General features: G+C 39.3%; 21 protein-coding genes. 3 read left to right on the top strand and 18 right to left on the bottom strand.

The genetic code is table 11. The features are described 5' to 3' along the window. Positions 1-28: 28 nt before the first annotated feature. The 5 genes from NST46_RS13220 to rpoN form a co-directional block, all read right to left on the bottom strand. Positions 29-1,210, bottom strand: a complete 1,182-nt coding sequence (locus tag NST46_RS13220) for a phosphoglycerate kinase (protein ID WP_095311303.1) — start codon at positions 1,208-1,210, stop codon at positions 29-31. A 261-nt stretch (positions 1,211-1,471) separates the two neighbouring features. Beyond that, positions 1,472-2,479, bottom strand: a complete 1,008-nt coding sequence (gene gap, locus NST46_RS13215; protein WP_095311300.1) for a type I glyceraldehyde-3-phosphate dehydrogenase — start codon at positions 2,477-2,479, stop codon at positions 1,472-1,474. Positions 2,480-2,516: 37 nt separating this feature from the next. After that, positions 2,517-3,545, bottom strand: a complete 1,029-nt coding sequence (locus NST46_RS13210) for a sugar-binding transcriptional regulator (RefSeq protein ID WP_095311298.1) — start codon at positions 3,543-3,545, stop codon at positions 2,517-2,519. 236 nt (positions 3,546-3,781) lie between these two features. Then, entirely contained in the window at positions 3,782-4,045 is a 264-nt protein-coding gene (locus NST46_RS13205; protein ID WP_095311296.1) for a glutaredoxin family protein, read from the bottom strand. Between the two features lies 1 nt (position 4,046). Further along, positions 4,047-5,339, bottom strand: a complete 1,293-nt coding sequence (rpoN, locus tag NST46_RS13200) for an RNA polymerase factor sigma-54 (RefSeq protein WP_095311294.1) — start codon at positions 5,337-5,339, stop codon at positions 4,047-4,049. 179 nt (positions 5,340-5,518) lie between these two features. Here rpoN and NST46_RS13195 point away from each other — a divergent pair, with 179 nt between their 5' ends. After that, positions 5,519-6,385, top strand: a complete 867-nt coding sequence (locus NST46_RS13195) for a YitT family protein (RefSeq protein WP_095311292.1) — start codon at positions 5,519-5,521, stop codon at positions 6,383-6,385. Between the two features lie 194 nt (positions 6,386-6,579). Here NST46_RS13195 and NST46_RS13190 read toward each other — a convergent pair whose 3' ends face one another. From NST46_RS13190 to NST46_RS13165, 6 genes are all read right to left on the bottom strand, one after another. Continuing rightward, positions 6,580-8,340: an L-lactate permease gene (locus NST46_RS13190; protein WP_340002079.1), complete on the bottom strand. Its 1,761-nt coding sequence runs from the start codon at positions 8,338-8,340 to the stop codon at positions 6,580-6,582. 310 nt (positions 8,341-8,650) lie between these two features. Then, positions 8,651-9,415, bottom strand: a complete 765-nt coding sequence (locus NST46_RS13185; RefSeq protein ID WP_341137359.1) for a fumarylacetoacetate hydrolase family protein — start codon at positions 9,413-9,415, stop codon at positions 8,651-8,653. Positions 9,416-9,579: 164 nt separating this feature from the next. Beyond that, on the bottom strand, positions 9,580-11,043 hold the full coding sequence (locus NST46_RS13180; RefSeq protein WP_340002081.1) for an FAD-linked oxidase C-terminal domain-containing protein: 1,464 nt from the start codon (positions 11,041-11,043) through the stop codon (positions 9,580-9,582). Between the two features lie 20 nt (positions 11,044-11,063). After that, entirely contained in the window at positions 11,064-12,452 is a 1,389-nt protein-coding gene (locus tag NST46_RS13175; RefSeq protein WP_340002082.1) for a (Fe-S)-binding protein, read from the bottom strand. Continuing rightward, on the bottom strand, positions 12,453-13,769 hold the full coding sequence (locus NST46_RS13170; RefSeq protein WP_341137358.1) for an FAD-binding oxidoreductase: 1,317 nt from the start codon (positions 13,767-13,769) through the stop codon (positions 12,453-12,455). It abuts the gene before it with no gap. 332 nt (positions 13,770-14,101) lie between these two features. After that, the gene (locus NST46_RS13165; protein WP_341137357.1) at positions 14,102-16,279 is read right to left on the bottom strand and encodes a malate synthase G; all 2,178 of its coding nucleotides are present in this window, start codon (positions 16,277-16,279) and stop codon (positions 14,102-14,104) included. Positions 16,280-16,429: 150 nt separating this feature from the next. Here NST46_RS13165 and NST46_RS13160 point away from each other — a divergent pair, with 150 nt between their 5' ends. Then, positions 16,430-17,314, top strand: coding sequence for a LysR family transcriptional regulator (locus NST46_RS13160; RefSeq protein ID WP_118889695.1), 885 nt, complete (start codon positions 16,430-16,432; stop codon positions 17,312-17,314). A 272-nt stretch (positions 17,315-17,586) separates the two neighbouring features. Next, positions 17,587-18,387, top strand: a complete 801-nt coding sequence (locus tag NST46_RS13155) for an alpha/beta fold hydrolase (protein WP_341137751.1) — start codon at positions 17,587-17,589, stop codon at positions 18,385-18,387. 122 nt (positions 18,388-18,509) lie between these two features. On the opposite strand, the gene NST46_RS13150 is transcribed toward NST46_RS13155, so the two are convergent. From NST46_RS13150 to NST46_RS13120, 7 genes are all read right to left on the bottom strand, one after another. Then, on the bottom strand, positions 18,510-18,845 hold the full coding sequence (locus NST46_RS13150; protein WP_341137356.1) for a n-acetylglutamate synthase: 336 nt from the start codon (positions 18,843-18,845) through the stop codon (positions 18,510-18,512). Between the two features lie 41 nt (positions 18,846-18,886). Next, entirely contained in the window at positions 18,887-19,804 is a 918-nt protein-coding gene (locus NST46_RS13145) for a chemotaxis protein (RefSeq protein ID WP_341137355.1), read from the bottom strand. 190 nt (positions 19,805-19,994) lie between these two features. Further along, positions 19,995-20,927 carry a fumarylacetoacetate hydrolase family protein gene (locus tag NST46_RS13140; RefSeq protein ID WP_341137354.1) on the bottom strand — a complete coding sequence of 311 codons (933 nt, stop codon included), beginning with the start codon at positions 20,925-20,927 and terminating at the stop codon, positions 19,995-19,997. Positions 20,928-21,066: 139 nt separating this feature from the next. Then, on the bottom strand, positions 21,067-22,941 hold the full coding sequence (locus NST46_RS13135) for a DUF2207 domain-containing protein (protein WP_341137353.1): 1,875 nt from the start codon (positions 22,939-22,941) through the stop codon (positions 21,067-21,069). An 87-nt stretch (positions 22,942-23,028) separates the two neighbouring features. Beyond that, positions 23,029-23,964: an ABC transporter permease gene (locus NST46_RS13130; protein WP_251659197.1), complete on the bottom strand. Its 936-nt coding sequence runs from the start codon at positions 23,962-23,964 to the stop codon at positions 23,029-23,031. Between the two features lie 12 nt (positions 23,965-23,976). Then, positions 23,977-24,978 (bottom strand): ABC transporter permease, encoded by a 1,002-nt coding sequence (locus tag NST46_RS13125; protein WP_095311273.1) that lies wholly within the window; start codon positions 24,976-24,978, stop codon positions 23,977-23,979. A gap of 211 nt (positions 24,979-25,189) precedes the next feature. After that, the gene (locus NST46_RS13120; protein ID WP_303448141.1) at positions 25,190-26,875 is read right to left on the bottom strand and encodes an ABC transporter substrate-binding protein; all 1,686 of its coding nucleotides are present in this window, start codon (positions 26,873-26,875) and stop codon (positions 25,190-25,192) included. Positions 26,876-26,984 lie beyond the last annotated feature (109 nt).

The raw sequence follows: 26,984 nt of genomic DNA, 5'->3' as shown, positions 1-26,984 counted from the left end.
ACAAGTTAATTTGTATCACTGCCTGCTATTACTTATCATTTAAAGCAGCGACACCTGGTAAAATTTTACCCTCCATGAATTCCAAGGAAGCCCCTCCACCAGTGGATACATGATCCATTTCATCTGCAAAGTCGAATTTCTCCACAGCTGCAGCGGAATCTCCACCACCAATAATGGAGTAACCCGCGGTTTCAGCTAGAGCCTCTGCAACTGCTCTCGTTCCACCAGCAAATGGGTTTAGTTCGAACACACCCATTGGACCATTCCAAAGAATTAATTTTGATTCAGCGACAAGCTGACTGTATATCTCTCTTGTCTTTGGACCAATATCTAAAGCTTCCCAATCGGCAGGAATTTCATCAATGCCAACAATTTTTGTATTTGCTGATTCAGAGAAATCATCAGCTACTACTACATCAACAGGAAGCACAAAGTTAACTCCTTTTTCTTCTGCTTTCTTGATAAACTCAAGAGCAAGGTCAATTTTATCTTCTTCTAATAAGGACTTACCGATTTCATGTCCTTGTGCTTTAATAAATGTATAAGCAAGTCCGCCACCAATGATTAGATTATCTACTTTATCTAATAGATTATCGATTACATTGATCTTATCCTTCACCTTTGCACCGCCAATAATTGCGGTGAACGGCCGTTCTGGCGTTTCAAGCGCTTTTCCTAGTACATCTATTTCTTTTTCCAATAGGTAACCAGCAGCTGCTGGAAGTTTTTCTGCAACTCCAGTTGTCGATGCATGCGCGCGATGAGCTGCACCAAAAGCATCGTTTACATAGAGATCTGCCATATCAGCAAATGCTTGCACTAGCTGGGGATCATTTTTCTCCTCTCCAGCTTCAAATCGAACATTTTCGATTAGGAGTACATTGCCAGGTTGTAAGGAAGCAATTGCTTCGTTCACTTCTTCACCGTAAACAGAATCTGTTTTCACTACTTGTTTTCCAATTAAATCACTTAAATGCTTGGCAACAGGGTCCAAACGTAAATCTTCCACTACTTTGCCTTTTGGTCGTCCAAGGTGACTTGCCAAAATAACAATAGCGCCTTGCTCTGTTAAATAGTTAATTGTCGGCAATGCCGCTCTAATTCTCGTATCATCCGTAATCTCTCCATCTTTCAATGGAACATTAAAATCGACACGGCAAAATACTTTTTTTCCTTTTACGTCAAGGTCTTGAAGTGTTTTTTTATTCATGAATAAACCCCTCCTTATTTCTGCCTATGTAATCTATTCATGGAGTAAGTAACCCCTGAACATAGACTTCCATGATTACATGATTCGTAATCATTATATACTAACAAGTACGTACGCGCTTGTTAAAGTATTTTTTAAAACTTGGCATTCGTTAAAGGGATTCTTATGAAAGTGTTCTTCACCTTCTCAGAAGTCCTTTTGCCAAGTAAGTTATGCGAAAAAACGGAGGAGGAATGGAATCCTCCTCCGTCTCACTTTTTCTTATAGTCCTTGTTTTTTCATGAATGCAGCTAAGTCTACACAACGTGAAGAATAGCCCATTTCATTATCGTACCATGATACAACTTTAACGAAGTTATCTTCCATAACCATTGTAGAAAGCCCATCAACAACTGAAGAGTGTGGGTTACCAATGATATCTGTAGATACTAATGGAGCCTCACTGTACTCAAGCACACCTTTTAATGGACCTTCAGCTGCTTCTCTTAATGCATTATTAATGTCTTCAGCAGTTACCGTTTTGTCTAGCTCTGCAACTAAGTCAACTAATGAACCGTCTGGAGTTGGAACACGAACAGCCATACCGTTTAGTTTACCCTTTAATTCAGGTAATACTAAGCTAACCGCTTTTGCAGCACCAGTAGTTGTAGGGATGATGTTTTCTGCTGCTGCACGTGCACGACGGTAATCTTTATGTGGCAAATCAAGGATTTGCTGATCGTTTGTGTATGAATGAATTGTTGTCATTAATCCACGTTTGATTCCGAATGTATCGTTTAATACTTTAGCAAATGGTGCTAAACAGTTTGTTGTACAAGATGCATTTGAAATGATGTGATGCTTCTCTGGATCGTATTGATCATCGTTTACACCCATAACAATTGTTAAATCTTCATTGTTTGCAGGTGCAGAAATGATTACTTTTTTCGCTCCAGCATCAATATGTTTCTGTGCATCTTCTGCATTTGTGAAACGTCCTGTAGATTCAATAACAACTTCTACACCTAAGTCTCCCCAACCTAATTGTGCAGGATCACGTTCAGATAGTACTTTAATTTCTCTACCGTCAACAACAATGTTGGAACCATTAACAGAGATTTCTTCTTTTAGTGAACCGTGTACAGAGTCATATTTTAATAGATGTGCAAGCATATTTGCATCTGTTAAATCATTTACTGCAACTACCTCTACCTCATCATTTAATAATGATTGACGAAATACGTTACGTCCAATTCTTCCAAATCCATTAATACCTACTTTAACTGCCATGTATTATTCCTCCTAGAATTCTTTTTTATTGATATATTTAAAGAGGAGAACCTCTCAATATCTGTTCTGCTGCTCCTTGATCTGTTACCAGCAAGTCACCTCTGCCTCGCTTGAAGTAAGAAGCAATTGCCACTCCCTTCGATCTGCCTCCAGCCACTGTAATGACATTATCTACGTTGTCCAAATCCTCCAACTGTATTCCTACCGTTTTCACTTTATGGACAACATTACCTGTTTGGTCAAAATAGTAACCAAATGCTTCACTTGCAGCATTCTTTTCCTTTAATAAGGTGATGACATCATCTGGCGTTCTCCTGCGTTCTGCCATTTTCAATGCATCCCCCACCCCGTGAATAACAATGTCAGCACCTTTGATGCGCTGGATTACTTCCATAATAGATGGTTCATTGATAATGGTTTCGTAGGTCGTATCACTGATTGGATCCGGAACATATAATTGCCGGTATTCTCCACCGACCTTTTTTGCCATCTCCTCAACAATTCTGCTAGCTTGGTTTTCAGCCTTTTCACCAATACCACCACGAGCAGGAACAAACAGAAATTCACTTTCCTTATTCAAGGAAGTCATTGATTCAGCTACAGCTGCCATTGTAGTACCGCCAGTTACAGCAATCGTATTTTGTTTTCCAACAAGTTTCTTGAGCGAAGCGATACAAGCCTTTCCCATTTCTTTTTGGACCCATGTATTGTCATCACTATCACCAGGTACAACAACTACACGGTCTACTTGTAATATTTCCTTAATTTGTTCTTCTAAAACATGTAACCCAGTTAGATCGCCGATAAATTTTGTAAGCTGTTCTAGTATTACTTTTCCCTCATTTGTGATATACATTCCTCTAGCTGTTACCTCGACTAAACCTTGTTCATGAAGAAAGTCAATCTCGCCACGAACGTGTCTTTCCGTGAGGTTTGTGTTTTCTGTCAGACCTCTTCTGCCAATAGGCTGGAATAGATCTATACTATGTAACAATGCATATCGTTGTTGCATGACTTCTAAAAGATCAGGAACAAGCTTTTGCTGCAGACTAATTAAAGCTTTCATTTTAAAGGCTCTCCTTCTTTGGGTCATAAATTGTCCCGGAAGGATATATTATGTCCCAGTTACAATTTTTATTATACCATAATCAGAAAGTTATACAAATGAAAACACATAAATTTTACATTTATCTTTTAAAAGACTACACATTCTACATTTCCCAAAGGTTACAATTATAAACGAAAAAAAGTGGTTTCTTTGTTAAATGATCACCTATTTTAGGTGTAAAAAATACCGTGCCACTATGTGGACGGTATGTCTTTACTTCTATTGACTTGGAATAACTTTTTTATCGATTCATAATTTATTCCTTCACCATATAACTGCTTGCCACCCATTTCAATTACCGGAATTTCCAAATGATATTTTTCAAACCACTCATCATTTGTATTGATATCTCTTCTTTCCAATTCAAATGGATGCGTTTCCATAAAAAAAGATAATAATAATTCTGCTTCATCACATAAGGTACAAGCTTCCTTTGTGTATAAAATAACATGCCGCATATTAGTTCCTCCTGTTTTCCCTTCGCTTAATCGATGATGGGATTCGTAGCTGGTCACGGTATTTCATTACAGTCCGTCTCGCTACTTCAATTTGAAATTCGTTCATCAGTTTACGTTTTATTGCTTCATCTGACAGTGGGCTTTGTTTATCCTCATGGAGGATCATCTCCTTCATTAGCTGTTTAATAGCAAATGAAGCAGTAGTGCCATTCTCGTTTTTAACTCCCCGTTGCAGAAAAAATTTTAATGGCAATACCCCATGTATTGTTTGCACATATTTCTGACTGATTGCTCTACTTATTGTTGAGATGTGAAGTCCCAGTTCTTCTGCAATCTCCCTTAAGGTAAGTGATTGGATCATATATGTCCCATGTTCGAAGAATAGATACTGCTTTTCCATGATTTTTCGAATGACAAGTTCGATTGTATTTCCTCGATAGCCAATTGCTTGCTGTAATTGTTCGATTTCTTTTTGCTTCTCTCTCAAATAATCAGTTGCTTCATGCATAGGATCATTTAAACGTTGGTAAGTCGGATTTAGTGTTATTTTTGGTGTAGACCATCGATAAAAAGACAGCTTCCATTCACCATTTTCTTTAAAGATTGAAGCTTCCGGAATAATATAGTCTGGTTCAGGTGGTTCTAGTAATTTCCCTGGCTTTGGATGACATAGTTTAATACTTTCAATGATCAAACCTGCTCTTTCTGCAGCTATTCCACCTATTTCACTTATGGCTTCCAAATCTGCATTCGCAATTAGTTCTAAATGATTTTCAAGTAACTCTTCTACAAAAGGTTCGAAGTTATTCGCCTGCTTTAACTGTAATAGAATACATTCCTGAAGATTTCTCGCCCCAATTCCCGCTGGTTCCAATGATTGGATTTTTTCCAATGCGTATGCCGCATTTTCAATTGTTGTATCGCATTTATCTGCCCACTCTCTCAAATCGATTTCAAGATAACCATCTTCATTGAGGGAATCTATCCCAAATTCAATAATTGGTTTTAAACTTTCTGGGTATGAAATAGTAAATAACTGCGATTTCAATTGATCATACAAAGACATTTCTGCTGTATTAATTTCTCCAATAGAAAACGTTTCTGGGGAAGCTGGGCGATATTGAACCCAATCCATATCGGAATTCACTTCTTCAATTAACGGATTTTCTTTTGCTATCTCTTTTATATACTCCAACAGCTCTCCACTTGAGAATTGCAGAATATTAATGGACTGTACAAGCGACTGATTCATTTTCCACTGTAAAGACTGATTTAAGTTAAGCTTTTGTTTCATGCATAACACCCCTTTGTTGATGCATCTATCTCTATTTTGCCACGAAAAGTTCGTAATGTCATCTCCATGATATACATCAAATCATGCAAAATTGGTAAAAATAGCTATATTGACAGCGTTATTTATGGGAAGTCTAAAAAACGTTATTTCGATTCAATGTCAAAAGGATGTTTTATATAATGAGTGGAACAAAAAAAAAGGAAAGCTTAGCACATCTTATTCGCCGTTATTTTATGTTGGTTGTCGGCGCCGCCATTGCAGCAGTAGCTCTGGACCTCTTTCTTGTGCCAAATGCAATCATTGATGGAGGGGTTATCGGTATTTCTTTGCTACTGAATTACCTCACTGGAGTCAGCTTTGGCATATTGGTCTTAATAATCAATATTCCATTTCTTCTGTCTGGCTATCACAGACTAGGAAAAGGCTTTTTAATCGCTTCGCTATTTAGTATTGTCGTATTAGCAATTGCTGAAGGATTCTTGCACCATTTTCAGCCGATTACGGATGAACCACTACTAGCAACCGTATTTGGCGGCTTGATTTTGGGAGCGGGGGTAGGTATTGTTATCCGAAATGCCGGTGCATTAGATGGAACAGAAATACTTGGAATTATTATAAGCAAAAGTTTTCCCTTTTCCGTTGGCGAGTTTGTCATGTTCATTAACATTTTTATTTTTGTATGGGCAGGATTTATCCTTGGCTGGGAGCAAGCAATGCTATCCATTCTTACCTATTATATTGCCTCGAAAACCATTGATATTGTAGGGCAAGGTATTCTCAACGAAACAAAAGCAGCACTGATTGTATCCGATGTATCAGGCGAAATTGCCAATCAAATTGAGAAGTCTCTAAAGCGCAAGGTAACGAAATTATACGGACAGCATAATCATCAGGAAACAGATACCCAAGTTCTCTACGTTATTATTACTCGACTTGAAGTTGCTAAACTAAAACAAATTGTATTTGACTCCGATTCAAGAGCCTTTACGACCATTATGGATACACAGGAGGTTCATGGTGGACGCTTTAAGACAACAGCGCATTAGCCGGCACTCTTAATAGAGGGTTGGTTCAGGTTGATTGGCCAGCCTGTTACACATTATATTTAATCTAAACAAAAAGAGAGCCGATCACTAGACACAAGCAACCCACTCTCTCTTTCAATCCTATAGCTCCTTATAAATTGAAATGTACACACTTCTCAATTTTAGCATATTAATCGAACCGTGATTTCCGTTCGTTAAGCGGCCCTTCGGTCAATCGCATTCAAACGCTTGTTATTTGTCGCGATAATGTAAATAGCAATTGTCCAAATAATGACAGCGATAATCGATCCGATGTTGAAAATACCTCTTTCAGCTGTCCACATAATTGAATAGCCGACGGAACCTAATAATAGTGCATAATAGATAAACGGAAGAAGTGTTTTACGAATGACATGCCCCTCTTTCCCTACAAGTCCAACAACTGCAGATGCTGCGACAACGTTATGCACACAGATCATGTTGCCAGCTGCACCACCAACCGCTTGAAGTGCAACCATCCATGATGGATCACCACCAATTCGCTCACCAACCCCGTATTGGAAAAGGGAGAACATCATATTACTTACCGTATTGCTTCCGGCTACAAATGCGCCAAGTCCTCCAACAAATGTTGCAAAGATTGGATACAACGTTCCCGCAAGACCTGCAACACCTTCCGCTAAAGCTATTGGCATCTCTGGATAACCCGCAGCTCCCCCGCCAGAGTTAAGAAACACTTGTACCATAGGCACTGTAAACACAAGAGCCGAACCTGCAGCTATTATTGTTTTACCAGAGTTTTTCCAAGCCCTGGCAAACTCCTTCCCCTTCATCCCATGCATATAAAAAGTGATTACTGCAACTACGATAAATATAAAACCTGGCGAAAATAGAATTTCCCAGCTGGAAGAAATATCAGTACCAAAAATATTTGGTACTCTTATCGTTGCCGATTTAAGCCAATCTCCAACGACAGTCATCCTTGAAATTAATAAGAATGCAGCTATTAAAACGTATGGGGCCCATGCACGCCACATGCTTATTTTACCTGCATATATTTCGCTCTGTTTCAGTTCAACACGCCCTGTCCACGTTGGATCCCAGCGGTCTTTTGCTTCGAAGTCCCAAATTTCATTTACTTTCGGCATCAGAAAGCCCTTTTGGGCCGCAGGTATGACAATCGCCAATCCAATTAGGCCACCAAGCATTGCAGGAAATTCGGGTCCCAATAGATTTGCAACGATTAAATATGGTATGGTCATTGCCAACGACGCAAATAATGCGAATTTCCAAACCTTTAATCCTTCACTGAATGATTTGTTTTTCCCGAAAAATCGTGTCATGATACCAACTAAAAATAATGGAATTAACAGACCTCCAATAGTATGGAGAATGGCTACTTGTACAGAAACATTGGACACAAAAGTGGAAACTTCACTGATTTGGCTAAGTGGTTCAATTCCTGTACCTACACCTACAATCATGGGTGTACCAACTGCTCCAAATGAAACCGGTGTACTTTGAATAACCAGACCAGAGACAACAGCCGCCATCGCCGGAAAACCAAGACCAACCAACAATGGAACTGCAACGGCTGCTGGTGTACCAAACCCTGCTGAACCTTCAATAAACGAACCGAAAAGCCATGCGATGATAATTACTTGAATACGGCGGTCAGGTGTAATATCCGTAAAACCACGACGAATCGTGTGGAGTCCCCCACTTTCCTGTAGCGTGTTCAGCAGTAATATTGCACCGAAAATAATGAATAAGAGAGTGACAGCAACGATAAGACCATGAACAGTTGCAGCGGCAACTTGCGGAAATGCTACATCCCAAACAAAAAGAGCCAGTAATACAGCGGTGATGTACGAAAGCGGCATCGCTTTACTTGCCGGCCATTTAAGCCCAACAAGAAAAACAGCAACAACAATAATTGGAAGGAACGCCAAAACAGCTAATATTCCACTCTCCAATTTAAATTCCCCCTTGAAAGGTTTTAATATATGAATAACAATATTAATGATTGGAAAATAATAATGTTCGATAAAGATGCCCTTATTACAATTACCAGCTATTTCTTGCTTCTGTTTCAGCAAATAGAATTTTCAATTATTTAAATCGCCTTATCCCACTCCTATTATTACCATTTTTTGCTCTTAATTAGAATCGGGCAATTACACAGTTTAATACCATCATTGAATGACACACTCCCCCCTCTTATCTTTGTTTTACAACCAAATCTTTTCACTAAAAATCGTACTTCCAATTACGTGTTAGATAAAATTAGGCTTGTTCTACAGAATTTCGAAGCTTTCCAATTCCAGCAATTTGACATACTATTTCATCACCCGACCGCATCATTTCCGCCCCAATTGGACTGCCTGTTAGAATTACATCACCTGGTTCCAGTGTCATCACATTGGATAAATAGGCAATCATTTTTCTCATTGAAATGATCATAAGCGATACTGCACTAGCCTGCTTTCGATCGCCATTCAAGTAGGCCTCAACAGTGACTTGATCAGGGTCAAGTTCTGTTTCTATATAAGGACCCAGTGGAGTAAACGTGTCAAATGACTTTCCTACTGTCCAATGTCCAGATTCATGGAAATACTGTGGTGCCGTCACATCATTGGCAACCGTATAACCAAAAATATGGTCTGTCACTTCTTCTTCTGAAATGTTACGTGTATGTTTACCAATAACAACGGCAAGTTCAGATTCGAATTTTACTTCATTTATTTTGTTTGGGATTTTAATCGGTTTTCCACTGCCAATAACGGATGAAACCGGCTTATAAAAAAACACAGGTAAATTCGGCAGATCGGATGGCAGATCATCTGTCTTAGCAACATAATTAGCACCGATTCCAATTATATGTCGTGGAACGAGCGGTTCCAAAATCGTAACTTCATCCACAGGATGCATTGAATCTGTTTGCTCCCATTCAGAAAAAATGTCCCCTTTAATTTCCTTAATGCCGCCATCTGTTATAATTCCTTGTAATATTGTTTCATCATTTTCTCTTCTAAATCTGGCAAACTTCATTGTTTCCTCTCCTTATTTCTGATTGATTGAAGGTATTTACGCTTACTTTAATAGTGAATTGGCTGTTCGCTTATACAAGGATGCAAAGCTTTATTAGGAGGAAAGCGGCTAAGTGATTTTAATTCCTTCTCTCACTAAATGCTTAAACTTACCGATCTATTAAATTAGGATACTACTTCTTTTGTAATTTCCCGCTTAATTTCTACACAACGGCCTGGTTGTGGAAATAACTTCCCAGGGTTCAATAAATCTTCCGGATTAAACACAGCGCGTATATTCGTTTGGGCAGTCATTTCTTCATCAGTGAATATAAAGCGCATTTCTGCTGATTTTTCAATACCAACACCGTGTTCACCAGTAATAGAACCTCCAACATCTGCACAAACCTTCAAACATTCCGAACCAGCCTTGGATGCACGTTCACTTTCTCCGGGTATGCTGGCATCAAACAATATCAGCGGATGCAGATTTCCGTCTCCCGCATGGAAAATATTCGCAATACGAAGCTCATACTTTTTACTGATTTCACTGATTTTAGCAAGAACTTCAGGCAATCGCGTTCTCGGAATAACCCCATCCTGAACAAGGTAATCCGGGGAGATTGCCCCCATTGCACCAAATCCCATTTTCCGGTTGGCCCACCAAAGTCCACGCTCTTCCTCATCTTTCGCCACTTTTATTTCGCGAACATTGTTATTTTTGCATACAGTAAGAATTTCGTCGATTTGGTCCTCAATCCCAGCATCAATCCCATCAACTTCGATAAGTAGAAATGCAGCAATATCCCTCGGGTGCCCAACCGGGTAGGCAGCTGATTCTACCCCTTCAATGGCTATGGAATCCATCATTTCAAGCGCAGCTGGAATGATACCTGCAGCTATAATATCTGAAACAGCCTGACTTGCATCACCAATATCATCATAATAGGCAAGAACGGTTTTCTTCCCTTCAGGATTTTTTAATATCTTCACTGTAATTTTAGTTACAATTCCTAGTGTTCCCTCTGAACCGGTCAAGAGACCGAGCAAATCATAGCCGGGACGATCCGGAATTCCTTCTTCTCCGAGCACTATAACATCACCACTAGGAAGCACAAACTCAAGCCCTAGAATATGATTTGTCGTTACCCCATATTTCAAACAGTGAGCACCACCGGAATTTTCGGCAACATTCCCACCTATCGTGCATGCATATTGGCTCGAAGGATCTGGTGCATAATAATAACCTTTATCTGAAATCGATTGTGTCAGCTTTAAATTAATATAGCCCGGTTCTACAACCGCTTTTCTATTTTTCAAGTCAAGATGAAGCATTCTCTTCATTCGGACCAAACTAATAATCACTTCACCACCGAGTGGTGTCGCTCCACCACTTAATCCCGTACCGGCTCCTCGGGCAATATAAGGTATTCCTACTGTATTTAAGTATTTCACCACGTCAGAAACCTGTTTTGTACTTTTCACAAAAATAACTGCTTTTGGCATTCCTTTTGAGAGGGTGTAACCGTCACATTCATATGCTATCAGATCTTCTTTCAAATAAAGAACTTCACTATCACCTACAATTTGCATTAATTGCTGTATAACAGCATCATCTGGCTTCTGTTTTTGTCGCTTTTTTCCAAACATATAGCTCACATCCTTTCCAGCTAAGATTTCACAGGTATGTTTTCTTTAACTTGGGCTTTATCTTTTTCATAAGCCCAATCAAGCAATTGGACGGTATGGACAACCTTTTCACTTCTGCCATGCTTTTTCACACCCATTGCTATTTGGAGCATGCAACCTGGATTCCCCATGGAGATCATTTCAATATTATCCGGGACATCATCAATCTTTCGGTCAAGCAGTTTACCTGCCATCTCTGGGTGTGTCAGGTTATAGATTCCAGCACTGCCACAGCAACGGTCTGCATTTGGCAGCTCAACCATTTCCACCCCTGGAATTTCATTTAATAGTTGACGAGGCTCAAAACGAACCCCCTGTCCATGAGCAAGATGACATGCATCATGGTACGTAATTTTTGTTTTCATTTCTGTGGTAGGACGTTTAAAATCATGATCATACAAAAACTTGGAAACATCTTCAACCTTCTCCGAAAACTCCTTTGCCAAAGGTTGCATGTTCGGATCATTTCTGAAAAGTTCATCATACTCTTGAAGTGCACAGCCACAGCCCGCTGCATTTACGAGTACTTTATCATAATCTTTGAAAGCCTCGATATTTTGTTTTGCTAGCATTTTTCCTGTTTCTCTTTCTCCAGCATGTACATGGAGTGCACCGCAGCATCCCTGTTGTTTCGGCAGACCGACTTCAAATCCATTATGCGTAAGAACTCGAATGGTCGCTTCATTAACATCGCTGAACATCACATCCATTATGCAGCCTGTCAGCATTCCAACCCGCTTTTTCGTCATTCCTTCAGCTGGAACGATTTCTGGATACCTGCCAAGCACTGGTTTTCCAACCTCTGGAAGAATCGATTCCATCTCTTGTAAGGGATTTGGCAATATATTTAATAAGCCAGTTTTCCTAGCTATCGTTTGTATCCCGCTCTTTTGATAGAATCGCATAAGGCCACCGAGCATATTCATCCGGTTTTGCTTTGGGAAGAGCTCTTTTAAAGCAGTATTACTAAGTTTTCCTTGAAGACCTGTCAGAGGCATCGCCTGACGAATTTGGCCACGAGCTTCTTCAATCAAACCACCGACCTGAACATCGGCGGGGCATGCCGTTTCGCACGCACGGCAATCCAGGCAATCAAATACAGGCTTGGAAAAAGCTTCATTTACATCAATTTTCCCTTCTGCAACAGCTTTAATTAAATAAACGCGTCCCCTTGGTGAATGCTGTTCTTCACCCGTTTCCTGATATGTCGGACAGGCTTCCAGACACATACCACAGTGTACACAGTCCGCCCATTTATCCTGATCTGGTAAATCGTCCCAAAGATAGTTTCCTAGCGTCGCTGTTTGACAGGCTGGACCATTTTCCAGGAGATTCACTAGATTAGCAGATTCTTTCTGACCTACACTCATTTATATACCTCCTACAAAACGCTGTCGGTTAAGAATTCTGTTCGGATCATTCGTACGTTTAATACCTTCCAGCAAAGCAAAGTATGGTGGTATTTCACCCCAAACACAAACCAACTTTCTTAACTTAAACGGTAAATGTGTACAAACTACATACCCATGTCTTCTTTCTACCTCTGATCTAAGTGCTTTAATGTAAGCAACAATATTTTCGGGAAGCCCCTCTATAAACACTCTTGAAATACCATGTCCTACCCCACCATGCGCTTCTGTTGTCACTTGATGTTCCTTTGAAAGCCGTTCAGACACCTCTAAAATAATGAGGACATCGAAATTATTGCTTCCAATTTTCAATGCAGCCTGTGTATTTGAATCATTATATTCTTCATCATTATGGCCATTGGGTCCGAAATGCCTGAACTTCTCCCACCATCGTCTTGCCTGTTCCTCATGCATCACACAATGTTTAGCATCAATCGGAACATGATTTTTCACCCATTTTTCCTGTTCTTGAACAGCTTTTTTCCGATCTTCAAAAGCAATGGCCAACGTATAATTTCTGTTACCGGTCATTTTTTCAGCAAAAGAAGGGTTCAAGATCTCCAATGAAACTGGTTCCATCATTGAGTCAAGGATCTGCATGGAAAATTCACGAATTGCTTGTTGACCACCCTGTGGGAATTGCAAAAGGGACAACCCTTCAAAACTTGGAAGCGGACGTAATTTTAATGTGATTTCACTAACGACACCAAGCGTTCCCATCGATCCGATGAAAAGCTTATTCATATCATAACCTGCTACGTTTTTGACTACTTTTCCACCTGTTCGGATTATTCTTCCATCGGAATAGACGATCCTCGTGCCGATAACTAAATCCCTTGCAGATCCATAAAGCAATCGCTTTGGCCCACTGTCATTTGCTGCTATAATGCCGCCAATTGTTGCCAGCTCCGGCCAAGGTGTGTCTATTGCGACTTGCTGCCCATGTTTAGCCAATTCTTCTGTTATTTCTCTTAAAGTCGTCCCAGGTTTCACAGTCAGTGTAAGGTCACCAACTGAATGCTCCACGATCCCTTTGTAGTTACCCAGTGACAATAAAATATCTGCCTGCTCCAGTTCGCCACCATAACCACGCTTCGTACCCCCAGAAATAATATTAACCGTTTTGGATTGTTGGTATGCAAAGGAAAGAACCTTCGATATATCTTCCTCAGAATAGGCTTCCATGATTTGATTTCCATCATTACCCAGCGAATGACATTTAGCATTGTGCTTTATTTGTTCGGCTGGCAAAACCCCTTCTATATCTGAATAAATCATATTGTTCAAACCCCCTTTTTAGTTGAACCTGCAAAAGTTTAAAAGCAGTTCTTTTTTAGCTCACTCTTTTTCAATTTCAATTATCATTCTCTATTAGGAAAGATATGATTCCATCATTCCTATTATCACCATAGTAAACGCTTCCAATAGTTCGTTACACAGACTGTTCCTTCATGATTCTGAAATTCCTTTGCGTAATTGTTTATCCGATTCGAATAATATCATCAGGAAACATACGTAGTGAGTTGAGTAAAAAAGATCAGAAAAACACCGTAAGTACAAAGATAAATAGAGAGGACCTACTTCTAGTTATCGGCCCTCTCAACTCTATATCAACTTCTTACATGTGGTTTTTCTTTTGCCTCCAGACGGCTGCGATGAAGAATTGGCTCCGTATAACCGCTTGGCTGCTCTTTCCCTTTGAAAACAAGGTCACATGCTGCATGGAAAGCAATTGATTCATCAAAGTTGGGTGCCATTGGATTGTATAATGGATCTCCTGCATTTTGCTTGTCAACAATTTGTGCCATGCGTTTCAACGTATCCAGCATTTGTTCTTTGGTACAAATACCATGGTGAAGCCAGTTTGACAACATTTGGCTTGAGATTCGCAATGTTGCACGGTCTTCCATAAGTGCTACATTATTAATGTCCGGGACTTTTGAACAGCCGACACCTTGTTCCACCCAGCGAACAACATAACCAAGCAATGTTTGTGCGCTGTTATCAAGCTCTTCCTGGATTTCTGCAGTTGACCAATTCTGTTTTCCTGCAATCGGAATTTGTAAAATATCCTCGCGGTAATTTTTCACTTCATTTTGCAGTTCTTCCTGCACTTTCCGGACATCAATAGCATGGTAATGAAGCGCATGCAATGTAGCTGCTGTTGGAGATGGAACCCAAGCTGTATTTCCACCTGCTTGTAGATGGCCTGCTTTTTGCTTCAGCATCTCAGCCATTAGATCAGGCATTGCCCACATTCCCTTTCCAATTTGCGCTTTTCCTTTAAACCCAGTATCCAGACCAATACGTACATTATTTTTTTCATAGCTGTTCAGCCATGGCGAGACTTTCATTTCACCTTTTCGAATCATGACTCCTGCTTCCATGGATGTATGAATCTCGTCACCTGTACGATCTAAAAACCCTGTGTTAATGAAAGCAATTCTCTCCCTTACCTCATAAATGCAATTTTTCAAGTTTAGGCTTGTACGTCTTTCTTCATCCATTACGCCAATTTTAAGTGTATGACGTTTGAAATCAAGCATATCTTCTATACGATTAAACAATTCATTCGCAAAAGCAACTTCCTTTGAACCGTGCATTTTAGGCTTAACAATATAGACGGAACCTTTTTGAGAATTTTGGTATTGGCCATTTCCTAATAGCCCATGTTTAGCCATCAAGCTTGTTAAGACACCATCCATTATTCCCTCAGGTACTTCCTGACCCGATTCATCAAGAATGGCGTTATTCGTCATCAAGTGCCCAACATTGCGGACAAACATAAGAACCCGCCCTGATAGCGTTATTTCTTCGCCGTTCAGGCCTGTATAGGTACGATCAGGATTTAAGCTACGTGTAATTTTCTTTTCGCCTTTAGAAAAAACAGAAGTTAAATCTCCTCTGTTCAAACCAAGCCAATTGCGGTACACGAGCGTTTTATCCTCAGCATCAACGGCTGCAACAGAATCTTCACAGTCCATAATAGTGGAGGTTGCAGACTCCAGGTATATATCTTTCACTCCCGCTGCATCCGTTTTTCCAATAGGATGATTGCGGTCGATTTGCATTTCAACATGCAAGCCGTTATTTTTAAATAGAATAGCTTTAGGTTCTTCCGCCGTACCTTGGTATCCAACAAATTTAAAACTATCCTTCAGTCCAGTTGTCTCACCGCTTTTCAGAGTCACGTCCAATCTCCCGCTAACAACAGCATAGGTTGTTGCTTCTTGATGCGAGGAAGTCTGTAGAGGGAAATTTTCATCAAGAAAGTTTTTCGCAAAAGCAATTACTTTTCCGCCTCGAACAGGGTTGTAGGATCCTTCTTTAGCAGCTCCACCTTCTTCACTTATTACATCAGTTCCGTATAATGCATCATAGAGGGAGCCCCAACGTGCGTTAGCTGCATTAATGGCATAGCGCGCATTGTCAATTGGCACTACGAGCTGCGGACCAGCTTGATGTGTAATAGCATCATCAATATTCGTGGTCGTAATCGTAAATTCTCCCACTTCAGGTTCCAAGTAGCCGATATTTTCTAAAAAAGATTTGTAACTATTAAATTCAAATGCATCGTTCTCTCTGTGCCACGCATCTATTTTCTTTTGTAATTCTTCACGCTCTATTAACAACGCTTTATTCTTCGGAGCCAAATCTGAGACAAGCTTCCCGAAATCGTCCCAAAACTTTTCATTGTCAAGACCTGTTTCCGGAAGTGCTTCCGAATTAACGAAATCATAAAGCACTTTTGCCACTTGAAGATTTCCTATTTTCACATAACCACACATCCAAATTCCCTCCTCTTACTCACTATATTACTATTTTAATAGGAACAGATTAGAAACAACAATATAAGTTTTGCATGAATGTTATTCCTTTTGGTTATAACTTGACGTATAATTAAGAAAAATCAATTATTGTCAGGGAGGTTGTTTATCATGGACATAAGGCAAATAGAATATTTTGCAGAAGTTGCGAAACAGCTGAACTTTACAAAAGCAGCATCCACTCTTCACATATCACAGCCCTCACTAAGCAAAACAATTAAAAGCCTTGAAGCCGAGCTTGGTGCCGCCCTATTTTATAGAAAGGCCAAACAATTGGAATTAACGGATGCTGGACAAGCATTCTTAATCAATGCGAAACATGTTATGGATGCTTTTGAAAACTTAACATCTGAACTAATTGATGTTATTAACTTAAAAAAAGGGGAAATAAAAATCGGAATTCCTCCAATTATCGGTGCTGCATTCTTTTCCACATTAATTAGCAAATACAAGGACACTTATCCCTCCATTGATTTACTATTGACGGAGGTCGGCAGCAACAAAATTAAACATGGCGTTCGTGAAGGTGAACTGGATATCGGTTTGATTTGCAATCTCCCCATACAAACAGAAAACTTTGAAACAATCAAACTACTAAACGATCCGCTAATGCTCGTTGTACAAAAGGACAATCCATTAGCGGACAGAGAAGCAATCAACTTTTCCCATATCAAAAAGGAACACTTTATCATGTATCGGCATGATTTCTCTCTCCATGACAGGATTATAGAAGCTTGTGAAGAACATGGATTCTATCCTAATGTTGTATGTGAGAGCTCACAAAAGGACTTTATGATTGAGATGGTCGGAGCAAAATTAGGTGTTGCTCTATTACCGAGTAAAATATGTGCCCAAATAACCAATGATGAAATTAAAGCAATTCCTTTTAAAAAAACGGTTGTCAATTTAGATTTGGCCATGATTTGGAAAAAGGATAAATACATACCGTATGCAGTTCGTGAATTTATTGCCATGTCAGAATCGATTACTATCTAAACGAAAGCTATCATGTTGGGCACTGTTCTTAAGTACATTGTTCTACTATATTACACTCCAAAACACATGGACTTGGTTAATGATGAACACTTTAAGTTCAACTGCACACTAGCACCTTTTAGTGGGAAGGTTTACAATTGCCGTTCTTTGCCCTCAGCTCACGATGACTCTTTTTTATAATTCCTATATTGTCATCTCCAAAATCAAACGAACATACTATTTATAGAGAGAAGCGAAGTTTGTTACCAAAATGGTGTGCAGGAGGGATTATTATTCCGCATTTACAAGTGGATTCTGAAACAATTTTGTTCTATGAGGAAAAAGGAGAGGGCCAGACCGTTATTTTTATCCACGGCGTAATGATGAGCAGTAAATTTTTTTATAAACAGCTAGCACAACTAAGCTCGGACTATCACACGATTGCTTTAGACCTTCGAGGGCATGGAAAATCATCCAAGGTAGAGAGCGGTCATACTGTTGCACAGTATGCACGGGATTTAAAAGCTTTCATGGAGAAATTAAGTTTAACAGATGTTATTTTAGTAGGCTGGTCAATGGGAGCTTTTGTTGTTTGGGATTATATCAATCAATTCGGAACAGACAATATAAAGGGCATTACCATTGTTGATCAATCGGCATCTGATTATACCTGGCCTGACTGGGAATTTGGCGCTTTTGATTTTCAAGCAATCAGCAATGTTGTGCAAGCCATTCAAGAAGATCAAGCGACATTTAACAGTAATTTCATCTATGGAATGTATAAAGAAAAACCAGACCCCGATGAATTCACTTGGATTTTACAGGAAATGAATAAGCTACCTGCATCCATTGCGAGTACAATTGTATTAAATCAGACAGCTGTCGATTATCGTGAGACGCTTTCCAATGTGACAGTCCCTTCATTAATTTGCTTTGGTACTGTCGGATTTTTTCCGATTGAAGCAGGAAACTATATTAAAGAAAGAACTCCAAATGCAACACTGATTCCATTTGAGGATAGTAGTCATTTGTTATTCCTTGAAGAAACGGAAAAATTTAACCGTGAACTCGAAAAATTTATTCGTAGCTTATAATCTATGGAATAGCACAAAGGGAACAGCATCCTTCACGATGTGCTCCCTCTTTTTTTCAACATTACACTGTTGCTTTGTTCTTAAATTTTAAGGAAATCTCTTCTTCCACCAATTGGTTGATGTTATTTTAATTCTTCCACAATAGACTTCCCTTCACTTTGGTCTGACCATCTCCAGCTTTCATGCAGCCTAATCCGACCGTCAATTAGAATTTCAGGAACGGAAAAACACTCCCCACCTTTTACCATGCCTTTTTTATTTACATGATTATATCTAAACTGTAAGCTGCCATCTTCATTTACTATTCCAATCAGTGTTCCTTTTACAATTTCTCCACCACTATATGTTGCTGAAAGTATATTACCTTCTTGTTTATATTCAAAAAAAGTTTTGGAGGATACTTCTCCGTTCGCGGTATTTTCGACTGATACAAATTTACGGTCATCATAATTTATCACAAATAGTACTCCCATCCCATCCATCTAAACTTCAGAAAAAATTACTGTTCATTATTGCTTGTGATCATTACCTGATTTTCAATTTTTTTGTATTGTATACTTTTATCCATATTAATAGCTTTCCATGTTCTCACTAAACCATCAACAATCGGGGTAATCACCTCAGTATCACGATCATAGTATAGATGCGACAACGGATTCCAGCTTGTTAACACCCCTCCAGCATTCACCGCAACATCCTCGGTAACCGCTTGTTGATATGCTTCATTTACTCCTTTTAGCGGAAAAGCTAATACATCATCTTTATCATAGAAGTTCAACCACTCACCTTGAATAGTTGGATAAAACCGCGATATCATTGGGGAGGGAACGGTAATTGGAGATCCAAAATCAATGTAGCGCAATGACCATAACGCCATTGGACTCCCCATTGTATAAAATAGGGTTAGCGTTTCACATTGCTCTATTGGTGAATTACTTGTACACTTCACTGTTTCGATCCCCATGTTTTCTCGCTTAAATTGCAAATCATAAAAATAATTGCTTGCAATAATAGAACCCAGACTATGACTAATAATACACAAGGGCGCATTTGCTCCAGCCTTTTCCCTCAGTTTATTGATAGATGCTGCAACAAGGGAATGAACTTTATCATAATTCTGATTCCCTAAAGTTGTTGGCTGGTATGCTATTGCATCTGCTAAAAACTCAATTACAAACCGTCTTAATCTAGAATAATTTAAGTTCCTGTTTTCCTGTAACCTTTTCCATAATTCTGTTTGCTCCGATTCGAAAACTGATGACCAGAAAATCGGTTCAAATACTAATTCCTGCTCTGCATTGTTAATGGTAAGCTTTTTTGCAAAACCGTTAGAGATATGTGAAATAATTTCATCTGCAAAATCTTTCTTTGGAGTACCCGCTCCATGAATTACTGCAATAGCAATTTTTTGAGTCATCGGAAATCCTCCTCTGAAAACGTTATATTAATCGTACTTGAAATAAATCTTAACGTTAAGATGAAAATTACCTATTTATACGCTTTCCTCACACGTACATGCATGTGCATATCTTACTAGAAACAGAGAAAAAGAAGACCTTCTATGAGTCCAATGAACGAAAAGTCTTCTTTAAAAGTACTTATAAAAATCAATCAGCTGCAAACACTTTATTTTCCATTCGACCAATCTTTTCGATTTCTAATGTAACAATATCCCCATCTCTTAAAAATTGAGGTGGATCCATTGCAAAGCCAACCCCATCAGGTGTGCCAGTCATAATGATATCTCCAGGATTTAATGTAATTAAGTTCGAGATGAATTCAATAAGAAATGGAATGGTGAATATCAAATTACTTGTATTGGAGACCTGTCTCACTTCTCCATTTACATAGGACTTAATCATTAAGTTTGATGGATCACCGATTTCTTCTGCTGGAACTATCCAAGGTCCAATTGGGGTCGTGCGATCTAATGATTTTCCCTGCAGCCACTGAGGCGTCCTTTTCTGCAAGTCTCGAGCGCTGGTATCGTTTCCAATAGTATAACCAGCAATATAATCAAGTGCATCCTCCTGACTTATTTTTGAAGCTTCTTTTCCGATAACTACCGTGAGCTCTACCTCATAATCAAGCTTTTCCGTTGCGTCTGACTTTTCAATCGCATCTTCTGGTCCAATGAGAGCATTTGTAAACTTAGCAAATAAAACCGGGTTTTCTGGCAAATCGCCTTTCATTTCGGCAACATGCTCTGCATAGTTTCTACCTACACAAATAATCTTTGATGGATTTGGTACCGGTGGTCCAAGAATAACCTCTTCTCGTTGGAAAGATATTTTGCCAGTTGTATGCGACAATGCGTAATGAAAAGCTTCCTTTGCTTGATTGATAATGCCGTTTCCAATCGAATAGAATTGATTTGGATCTGCTGGAAAAATAGACTCCATCGCCACATTTTCCTTCTCACCTTTCGAAATAAGTAAATTACGATAAGCATCTTGTAAATCAATTACAATATCTTCATTTAAACCACCAATTCTCCATGAATGGTTCGAACCTTTTGGTATATAACTAATTAACTTCAAATTTAGCACCTCTTCCAATTGCGTCATTATTTAGATAATATCACTTCTATCTTAAACACTCAAAAATTTGTATCGAAATGTTAAAAAGTTATGAAAAAAACTAGAAAGCGTTTTTCTCCCTTTCTAGTTTCGCTAGCTTTTAAAATGCTCCTGCCCCACCGCCACCAGTTGAAGAAGGGGACGATGAAGTACTCGCGCTTGTCGTACTATGCAGGACAGCCGTATACAGTATAAGGCTGCTTGGGCTAAATGAAGTTGTTGCATATACAGGATTATGAAGCAGTGGATAATCAGCATTCCATTTTATAGCCTGCTCAGCTTTTCCACATTTCTCTCCATATTTTTCACCCGCACCCAAGATGATTGCATATTCTAATCTTCTTTCTAATTTACCCGGCTCAGAGCCAACAGGATAACGATTTCGAATAAACAACCAATATCCTTTAAAAGTCGCATAATTTATTTCTTTAATCCCCTTTTTCCAATAATAATTTGGGATAATCAGCAAGGATACAAAGGTAATGAAATAGAATACGCTAGCTAAAATGACAGCTGGGGTAATGCTAAATCCAATTAGCGTCATCAGCAAAACGATAAAATAATAAGCAATGTTTACCCACTTATTACGATTAAACACTAACGTAACTACTGTTAATAAACCAACAATCAGAGGCAACACCCATTGCTCTGTCTGACTAATTGTATCAATCGTAACGAAATAGTTATATAGAACAAACGAAATAATCAGCAGTGGGATTGATAGAAAGGAATAACCCTTCCATTTCCTGCGCAATCCTTGGTAATCCTCTCTTCCTTTTACCAAACCAGCCCACCTATTAAAATCCGCTTCAAATTGCTCTGCCTTTTTCTTTTTGACTTCATCCGTTTCTTCTTTATTATCAAGTAAATCTTCTAATAAAAAGTAATCTCCTAAATGATCACGTTTTGTAAATAACCAGGATCGCAAAAACGAATCAGCCATGTCGCCCATTTCATTTCCACTAACCCATGTAAAGCGGAAAGTATGCTCACCTTTCTTTATAAGAGAAGGTACCTCTTTTAAACTGACAATCCCACGTTGCTTTAATGAGAATAATCCAGCAATAAAGCTGTCATACGGCAAATGTAAACTGTTTCGCAAATATTTTACTAACAATGGATCTGTTTGTTCGAGAATTTGTATGAATGCATCTTCGCTTTTATTTCCTCGGTAACGATAGGGGTGAACATAATAGACGAGAATCGTTGTTAGAATAACTACCCCAAATAATCCCCAAATAATTGGTTCAGCTTTACTCATGTTAGCATCAAGATGCTCCAATCGTTCAGTATAGTCTTTTTCTTCTGATATAATTTCATCTAACATCGGAGAATCTTTTGTAAGCTCCATACCAGCTAACTGGCTAGACGGAAAGACAAATCGAAGCATTGATGTTTCACCAGCTTCTAGCATTGAATTTGTATACACTAAACCACTATCGGAACTATTCAAGCTTCCTGATTCATCTTCATGTAAAAAGTAATGCGTATCTTCCATGCTTTGATTTGGGGGGTGAATCATGATTTGTACATTATTTAAATCCGTTTCATTGGAATCGTCAAAAAATGCATATTTCAACTCAGCAACATCTGTATACTTGTTTACAGATCCTTCTATTGTATAGGTATACAGCACAGTCTTGGCCTCATCCATTGATTCTGTAAAAATCCGGTACGTATCATCATCTTCTTCAACTTTTAATGAATTTGATTCATTCGTGTCCTCAGGAAAATCGCCCTCTTCTACTATAAATGCCTGAAAATGCTGACTGTCCGACTGTATGGATCTTGTGACCCCTTCAAAGGAACCGTTAAATGTATACGTAAATTGTTCACGCACATCAATCGTCCCATCTTCCTGAATTTGGGCATCAATGATTACTTCGTCGATTGAAAAAGAGCGCTCTCCATCTGAATAACCTGCTAAAACGAAAATAAAAGGTGCCAATATTCCTATATAAATGAATCGCTTCATATTACTTACCCTCCTTATCGTTCTTATTTTACTAATACGATTAAGGAAAAGTAAAGGTTTCAGACAAGGACGCTTCATCACAGTGTTTCAGTTCTTCATCTTAGGATCAAGCGCATCTCGCAGTCCATCACCAATTAAGTTAAACCCGAGCACAACGAGCATAATAGAAATACCAGGAGCGAGTAATGTCCACGGAGCAAGCTGGATAAAGTCACGAGCATCTGCAAGCATCTGTCCCCATTCTGGTACCGGCGGCTGAACTCCCAGACCAAGAAATCCAAGTGCAGCAGCCTCAAGAATTGCGGTTCCGAATCCCAATGTTGCTTGGACAATTATAGGTGCAACACTATTAGGCAGTATATGATGCATAATAATTCGACCGTTTTTCATCCCCTGTGCTTTAGCGGCCATAATATATTCTTCTTCTCGTAAGCTAATAACACGTGAACGAACAAGTCTACCAAATATCGGGATATTAATGATCGCAATCGCTATTAATGCGTTTTGCAAGGAAGCACCAAGAATGGCCACGATCGCAATCGCTAGTAAGATACTTGGGAAAGCTAGTAGAATATCAAATATTCTTGATATAACCATATCGACCCAACGACCGAAATAACCAGCAATAATCCCGAGAAGTGTTCCAAAAAATAAAGCTCCGGTTACTGCGAAAAAACCAACTTGAAGTGATACCCTAGCTCCATATGCAATTCGGGTAAAAATATCTCTTCCTAAATGATCCGTACCAAGCCAGTGCTCCTCTGAAGGAGGATGTAATCGATTGACCAATTGCTGTTCTTCTACCGAGTAGGAAGTTACTAATGGCGCAGCCAATCCAAGTACGATAAAAAATAAGATAATGACAAAACCGATAATTGCAAAGCGATTTTTACGTAATTGCTTTGCTGTATCCTTCCATGGTGAGATTGCCTCTATCTCTTCTGAATCAATATGCTGTCCGACCTTTGCAGGATTTGGGATTTGCTGCTCTGAATATTTCTTTTTTTCTTCTATCCTCATCATCTGCAGCCCCCTTTAATATTTAATCCGCGGATCGATTTTTTTATATAAGATATCCACAGCTAAGTTGATTAATACGAATATAAATGCGATAACGAGTATCCCTGATTGGATAACTGGATAATCTCGATAGCTTATCGCTTCATATACATATCTGCCAATCCCTGGCCAACTAAAAATGGTTTCCGTCAAAATTGCTCCACCAAGTAATACTCCCGTTTGTAAACCAATTACTGTTAATACAGGAATGATTGCATTTTTTAGTGCATGCTTATAAATCACAAGAAATTGACCAGATCCTTTAGCACGTACCGTACGAATATAATCGGACTTCATCACTTCTAGCATACTTGAACGTGTCATCCTTGCAATAATAGCCATTGGTATTGTCCCAAGTGCAATGCTTGGTAAAATTAAGTGCTTCAAAATCGTTAAGGCACGGCTAAAATCCAAATGAATTAATGAGTCCAACACATAAAAATGCGTTATTGAGGCAATTGGGTCTCTACTATCCTGTCTTCCATATGCAGGAAGCCAGCCAAGTTCTTGGGCGAATATCCATTGCTCCATTAAAGCAAGCCAAAAAATCGGCATCGATACGCCAATTAATGCAACCATCATAGCCAAAAAATCAAACCAAGAGTTCTGTTTCCACGCACTAATGATTCCTGCATTTACTCCAACGACAACAGCAAAAATCATCGCAAATAGGGTCAACTCAAAGGTGGCTGCTATGTATGGCCAAATTTCTTTTGAAATTTCAGCTTTCGATCGTAAAGAAGTCCCTAAATCGCCTTGTGTTAGATCCATTAAATAATGACCATATTGAACAAAATAAGGCTCATTTAATCCCATACTTTCCTCTAGCTCTGTGATTGCATTTGCAGTAGCTGTTTCCCCTAAAATTACTTGTGCTGGATTTCCCGGAATTAAATGAACAATCGAAAAGGTAATCAATGTCATACCGATCAATACGGGAATAAGCATTAATAAACGTCGTAGAATATAGGAAAACATTTTTTCACCCCTATTCTAATCATGTACAAATGATTGCTAAAAAAGAGGCAGCAGCATCATACTGCTACCTCTTTTTTTGAAAGTAAGTTATAGAATATCTAAGATTGTATATAACCTGAATAGCCACGGTCAGCTCCAGCGATTACGTGGTAGCGAGAATTCCTTCACCTCCATACGTCGCTGTCGCTAACCGGGCGCTTCCGCTTTGGTTTTAGTTACTTAATTCAACCTCTTTCAGCGACTCACTTGTTGATGGATGTGGAACATAGTTCACTACTTTCGTCGTTGTTGCCATAACTGGTGTAGAGTGTACTAATGTAACCATTGGTGAGTCCTCAGAAATCAAAGCTTGTGCCTGTGCATAAAGATCCGCGCGTTCATCTTGATCAATAGCACGTTTGGCACTATCCAGCAGCTCATCTACTTCATCATTTTGGTAAAAGTTACGGTTGCTACTTCCAACATTGGATCCGTGCAACAAACTACTCAAGAAGTAATCCGGATCCCCATTGGTACCAGACCAACCAAGAATAAACAATTGATGTTCACCTTGTAATGTTTTTTCTAAATACGGTGCCCATTCTTCTCGTACAATTGTCGCATTTACGCCAACCTCTGCTAAGTTATTCTGAACAATTTGCGACACCGTTTCGGGATCTGGCATATACGGTCTCGCTACAGGCATCGTCCATAGTTCAATATCCAACCCATCCTCAAACCCTGCTTCAGCCAATAACTCTCTCGCCCGATCCGGGTCATACGCGTATTCCTCTACTTCGTCGTTATAACCTAAATATCCAGGTGGCAGAGGATTTTTAGCAGTTGTCGCATAGCCAGCATATAAAGCATCCGCGATTGCTTGCTTGTCAATTGCATGATTAATTGCTTGTCGAACCTCGACTTGATCAAATGGCTCCTTTTGCGTATTGAAGCCAACATAACCGAAGTTATTTTCTGAACGTGTCAACAGCTCTAAACCTTCATCAGCGTCTACACCAGCCGCATCATCTGGATTTAAGCCATCCATAATGTCAATCTCACCAGACTTTAATGCAATTAATCGTGCTGCATTATCAGGAATGACTTCGAAAATAACGCGATCCAGCTTCGGTAATCCATCCATTCGATAATCTTCAAATTTATCTAATACGATGGAGTCATCCTTGCTCCAACTGACAAATTTAAACGGTCCTGTACCTACCGGATTTTCATTAATCGCTGCCCCATGCTCCTCTAATGCGGCTGGAGAAGTAATCGCAAAATAGCTCATCCCCAGATTCTGTAAGAAAAATCCTAATGGTTGATTTAAAACAAATTCAATCTCATGATCATTGACCACATTAATTTCCTCAATCACATGCCCATCATCACCGGCAAATCCACCAAACATGGTTCCATACATCGAATAAACATAGCCGTCATCCGTAAATGCATATTCATGCTCTGGATCTGCCCAACGCTCAAAGTTAACTTTTACAGCTTCGGCATTAAAGTCTGTACCATCGTGGAAGGTAACTCCTTCTTCCAGGAAAAATGTGTAGGTTAAACCATCTTCGGAAACTTCCCAATCATGTGCTAAACCTGGCGTAAGATCAAAGGATTCTTTATCAAATTCTAATAACCCTTCTAATACTTGCTGTGTCACACGAGATGACTCCCCATCTGTGGTGCTTCCTGGATCAAGGCTTTCCGAATCACCACCACGAGCAAAAACTAACACCTGATCTCCAGCCGCTTCTGCATCAGTGGCTGGATCATCATCACTTGCTTCTTCATTTCCTGCATCACCGTCAGTATCCGATGTATCCGTATTTGCACCACCATCTCCACTACATGCTGCAATGATCAAAAGAAATGCTAGTAGCAGAAACAAAAATGCGCTGCCTTTTAATCTCATACCTATTCCCCCTCTTTGTTTAGTAGATATTGTAGTAAAGTGAAACTTCATTCGATGGGTGTTCCTTTCTACCCCATTGAATGTTAGATGAACAGAATCTGGAATTTAC

It is taken from the genome of Oceanobacillus sp. FSL W7-1309, from assembly GCF_038002145.1.
Taxonomy (GTDB): Bacteria; Bacillota; Bacilli; order Bacillales; family Amphibacillaceae; genus Oceanobacillus; species Oceanobacillus profundus.
Note: the sequence above shows the minus strand (reverse complement) of the source record. Positions and strands in the feature narration are given on the sequence as shown.

What these genes read in the sequence shown, in the direction of transcription:
- NST46_RS13210 (WP_095311298.1), bottom strand. Translation starts at nt 3,545, where the DNA reads ATGAAAGCTTTAATTAGTCTGCAGCAAAAGCTTGTTCCTGATCTTTTA.
- rpoN (WP_095311294.1), bottom strand. Translation starts at nt 5,339, where the DNA reads ATGAAACAAAAGCTTAACTTAAATCAGTCTTTACAGTGGAAAATGAAT.
- NST46_RS13180 (WP_340002081.1), bottom strand. Translation starts at nt 11,043, where the DNA reads ATGTTTGGAAAAAAGCGACAAAAACAGAAGCCAGATGATGCTGTTATA.
- NST46_RS13170 (WP_341137358.1), bottom strand. Translation starts at nt 13,769, where the DNA reads ATGATTTATTCAGATATAGAAGGGGTTTTGCCAGCCGAACAAATAAAG.
- NST46_RS13220 (WP_095311303.1), bottom strand. Translation starts at nt 1,210, where the DNA reads ATGAATAAAAAAACACTTCAAGACCTTGACGTAAAAGGAAAAAAAGTA.
- NST46_RS13145 (WP_341137355.1), bottom strand. Translation starts at nt 19,804, where the DNA reads ATGACTCAAAAAATTGCTATTGCAGTAATTCATGGAGCGGGTACTCCA.
- NST46_RS13205 (WP_095311296.1), bottom strand. Translation starts at nt 4,045, where the DNA reads ATGCGGCATGTTATTTTATACACAAAGGAAGCTTGTACCTTATGTGAT.
- NST46_RS13160 (WP_118889695.1), top strand. Translation starts at nt 16,430, where the DNA reads ATGGACATAAGGCAAATAGAATATTTTGCAGAAGTTGCGAAACAGCTG.
- NST46_RS13175 (WP_340002082.1), bottom strand. Translation starts at nt 12,452, where the DNA reads ATGAGTGTAGGTCAGAAAGAATCTGCTAATCTAGTGAATCTCCTGGAA.
- NST46_RS13195 (WP_095311292.1), top strand. Translation starts at nt 5,519, where the DNA reads ATGAGTGGAACAAAAAAAAAGGAAAGCTTAGCACATCTTATTCGCCGT.
- gap (WP_095311300.1), bottom strand. Translation starts at nt 2,479, where the DNA reads ATGGCAGTTAAAGTAGGTATTAATGGATTTGGAAGAATTGGACGTAAC.
- NST46_RS13135 (WP_341137353.1), bottom strand. Translation starts at nt 22,941, where the DNA reads ATGAAGCGATTCATTTATATAGGAATATTGGCACCTTTTATTTTCGTT.
- NST46_RS13165 (WP_341137357.1), bottom strand. Translation starts at nt 16,279, where the DNA reads ATGTGTGGTTATGTGAAAATAGGAAATCTTCAAGTGGCAAAAGTGCTT.
- NST46_RS13125 (WP_095311273.1), bottom strand. Translation starts at nt 24,978, where the DNA reads ATGTTTTCCTATATTCTACGACGTTTATTAATGCTTATTCCCGTATTG.
- NST46_RS13130 (WP_251659197.1), bottom strand. Translation starts at nt 23,964, where the DNA reads ATGATGAGGATAGAAGAAAAAAAGAAATATTCAGAGCAGCAAATCCCA.
- NST46_RS13185 (WP_341137359.1), bottom strand. Translation starts at nt 9,415, where the DNA reads ATGAAGTTTGCCAGATTTAGAAGAGAAAATGATGAAACAATATTACAA.
- NST46_RS13120 (WP_303448141.1), bottom strand. Translation starts at nt 26,875, where the DNA reads ATGAGATTAAAAGGCAGCGCATTTTTGTTTCTGCTACTAGCATTTCTT.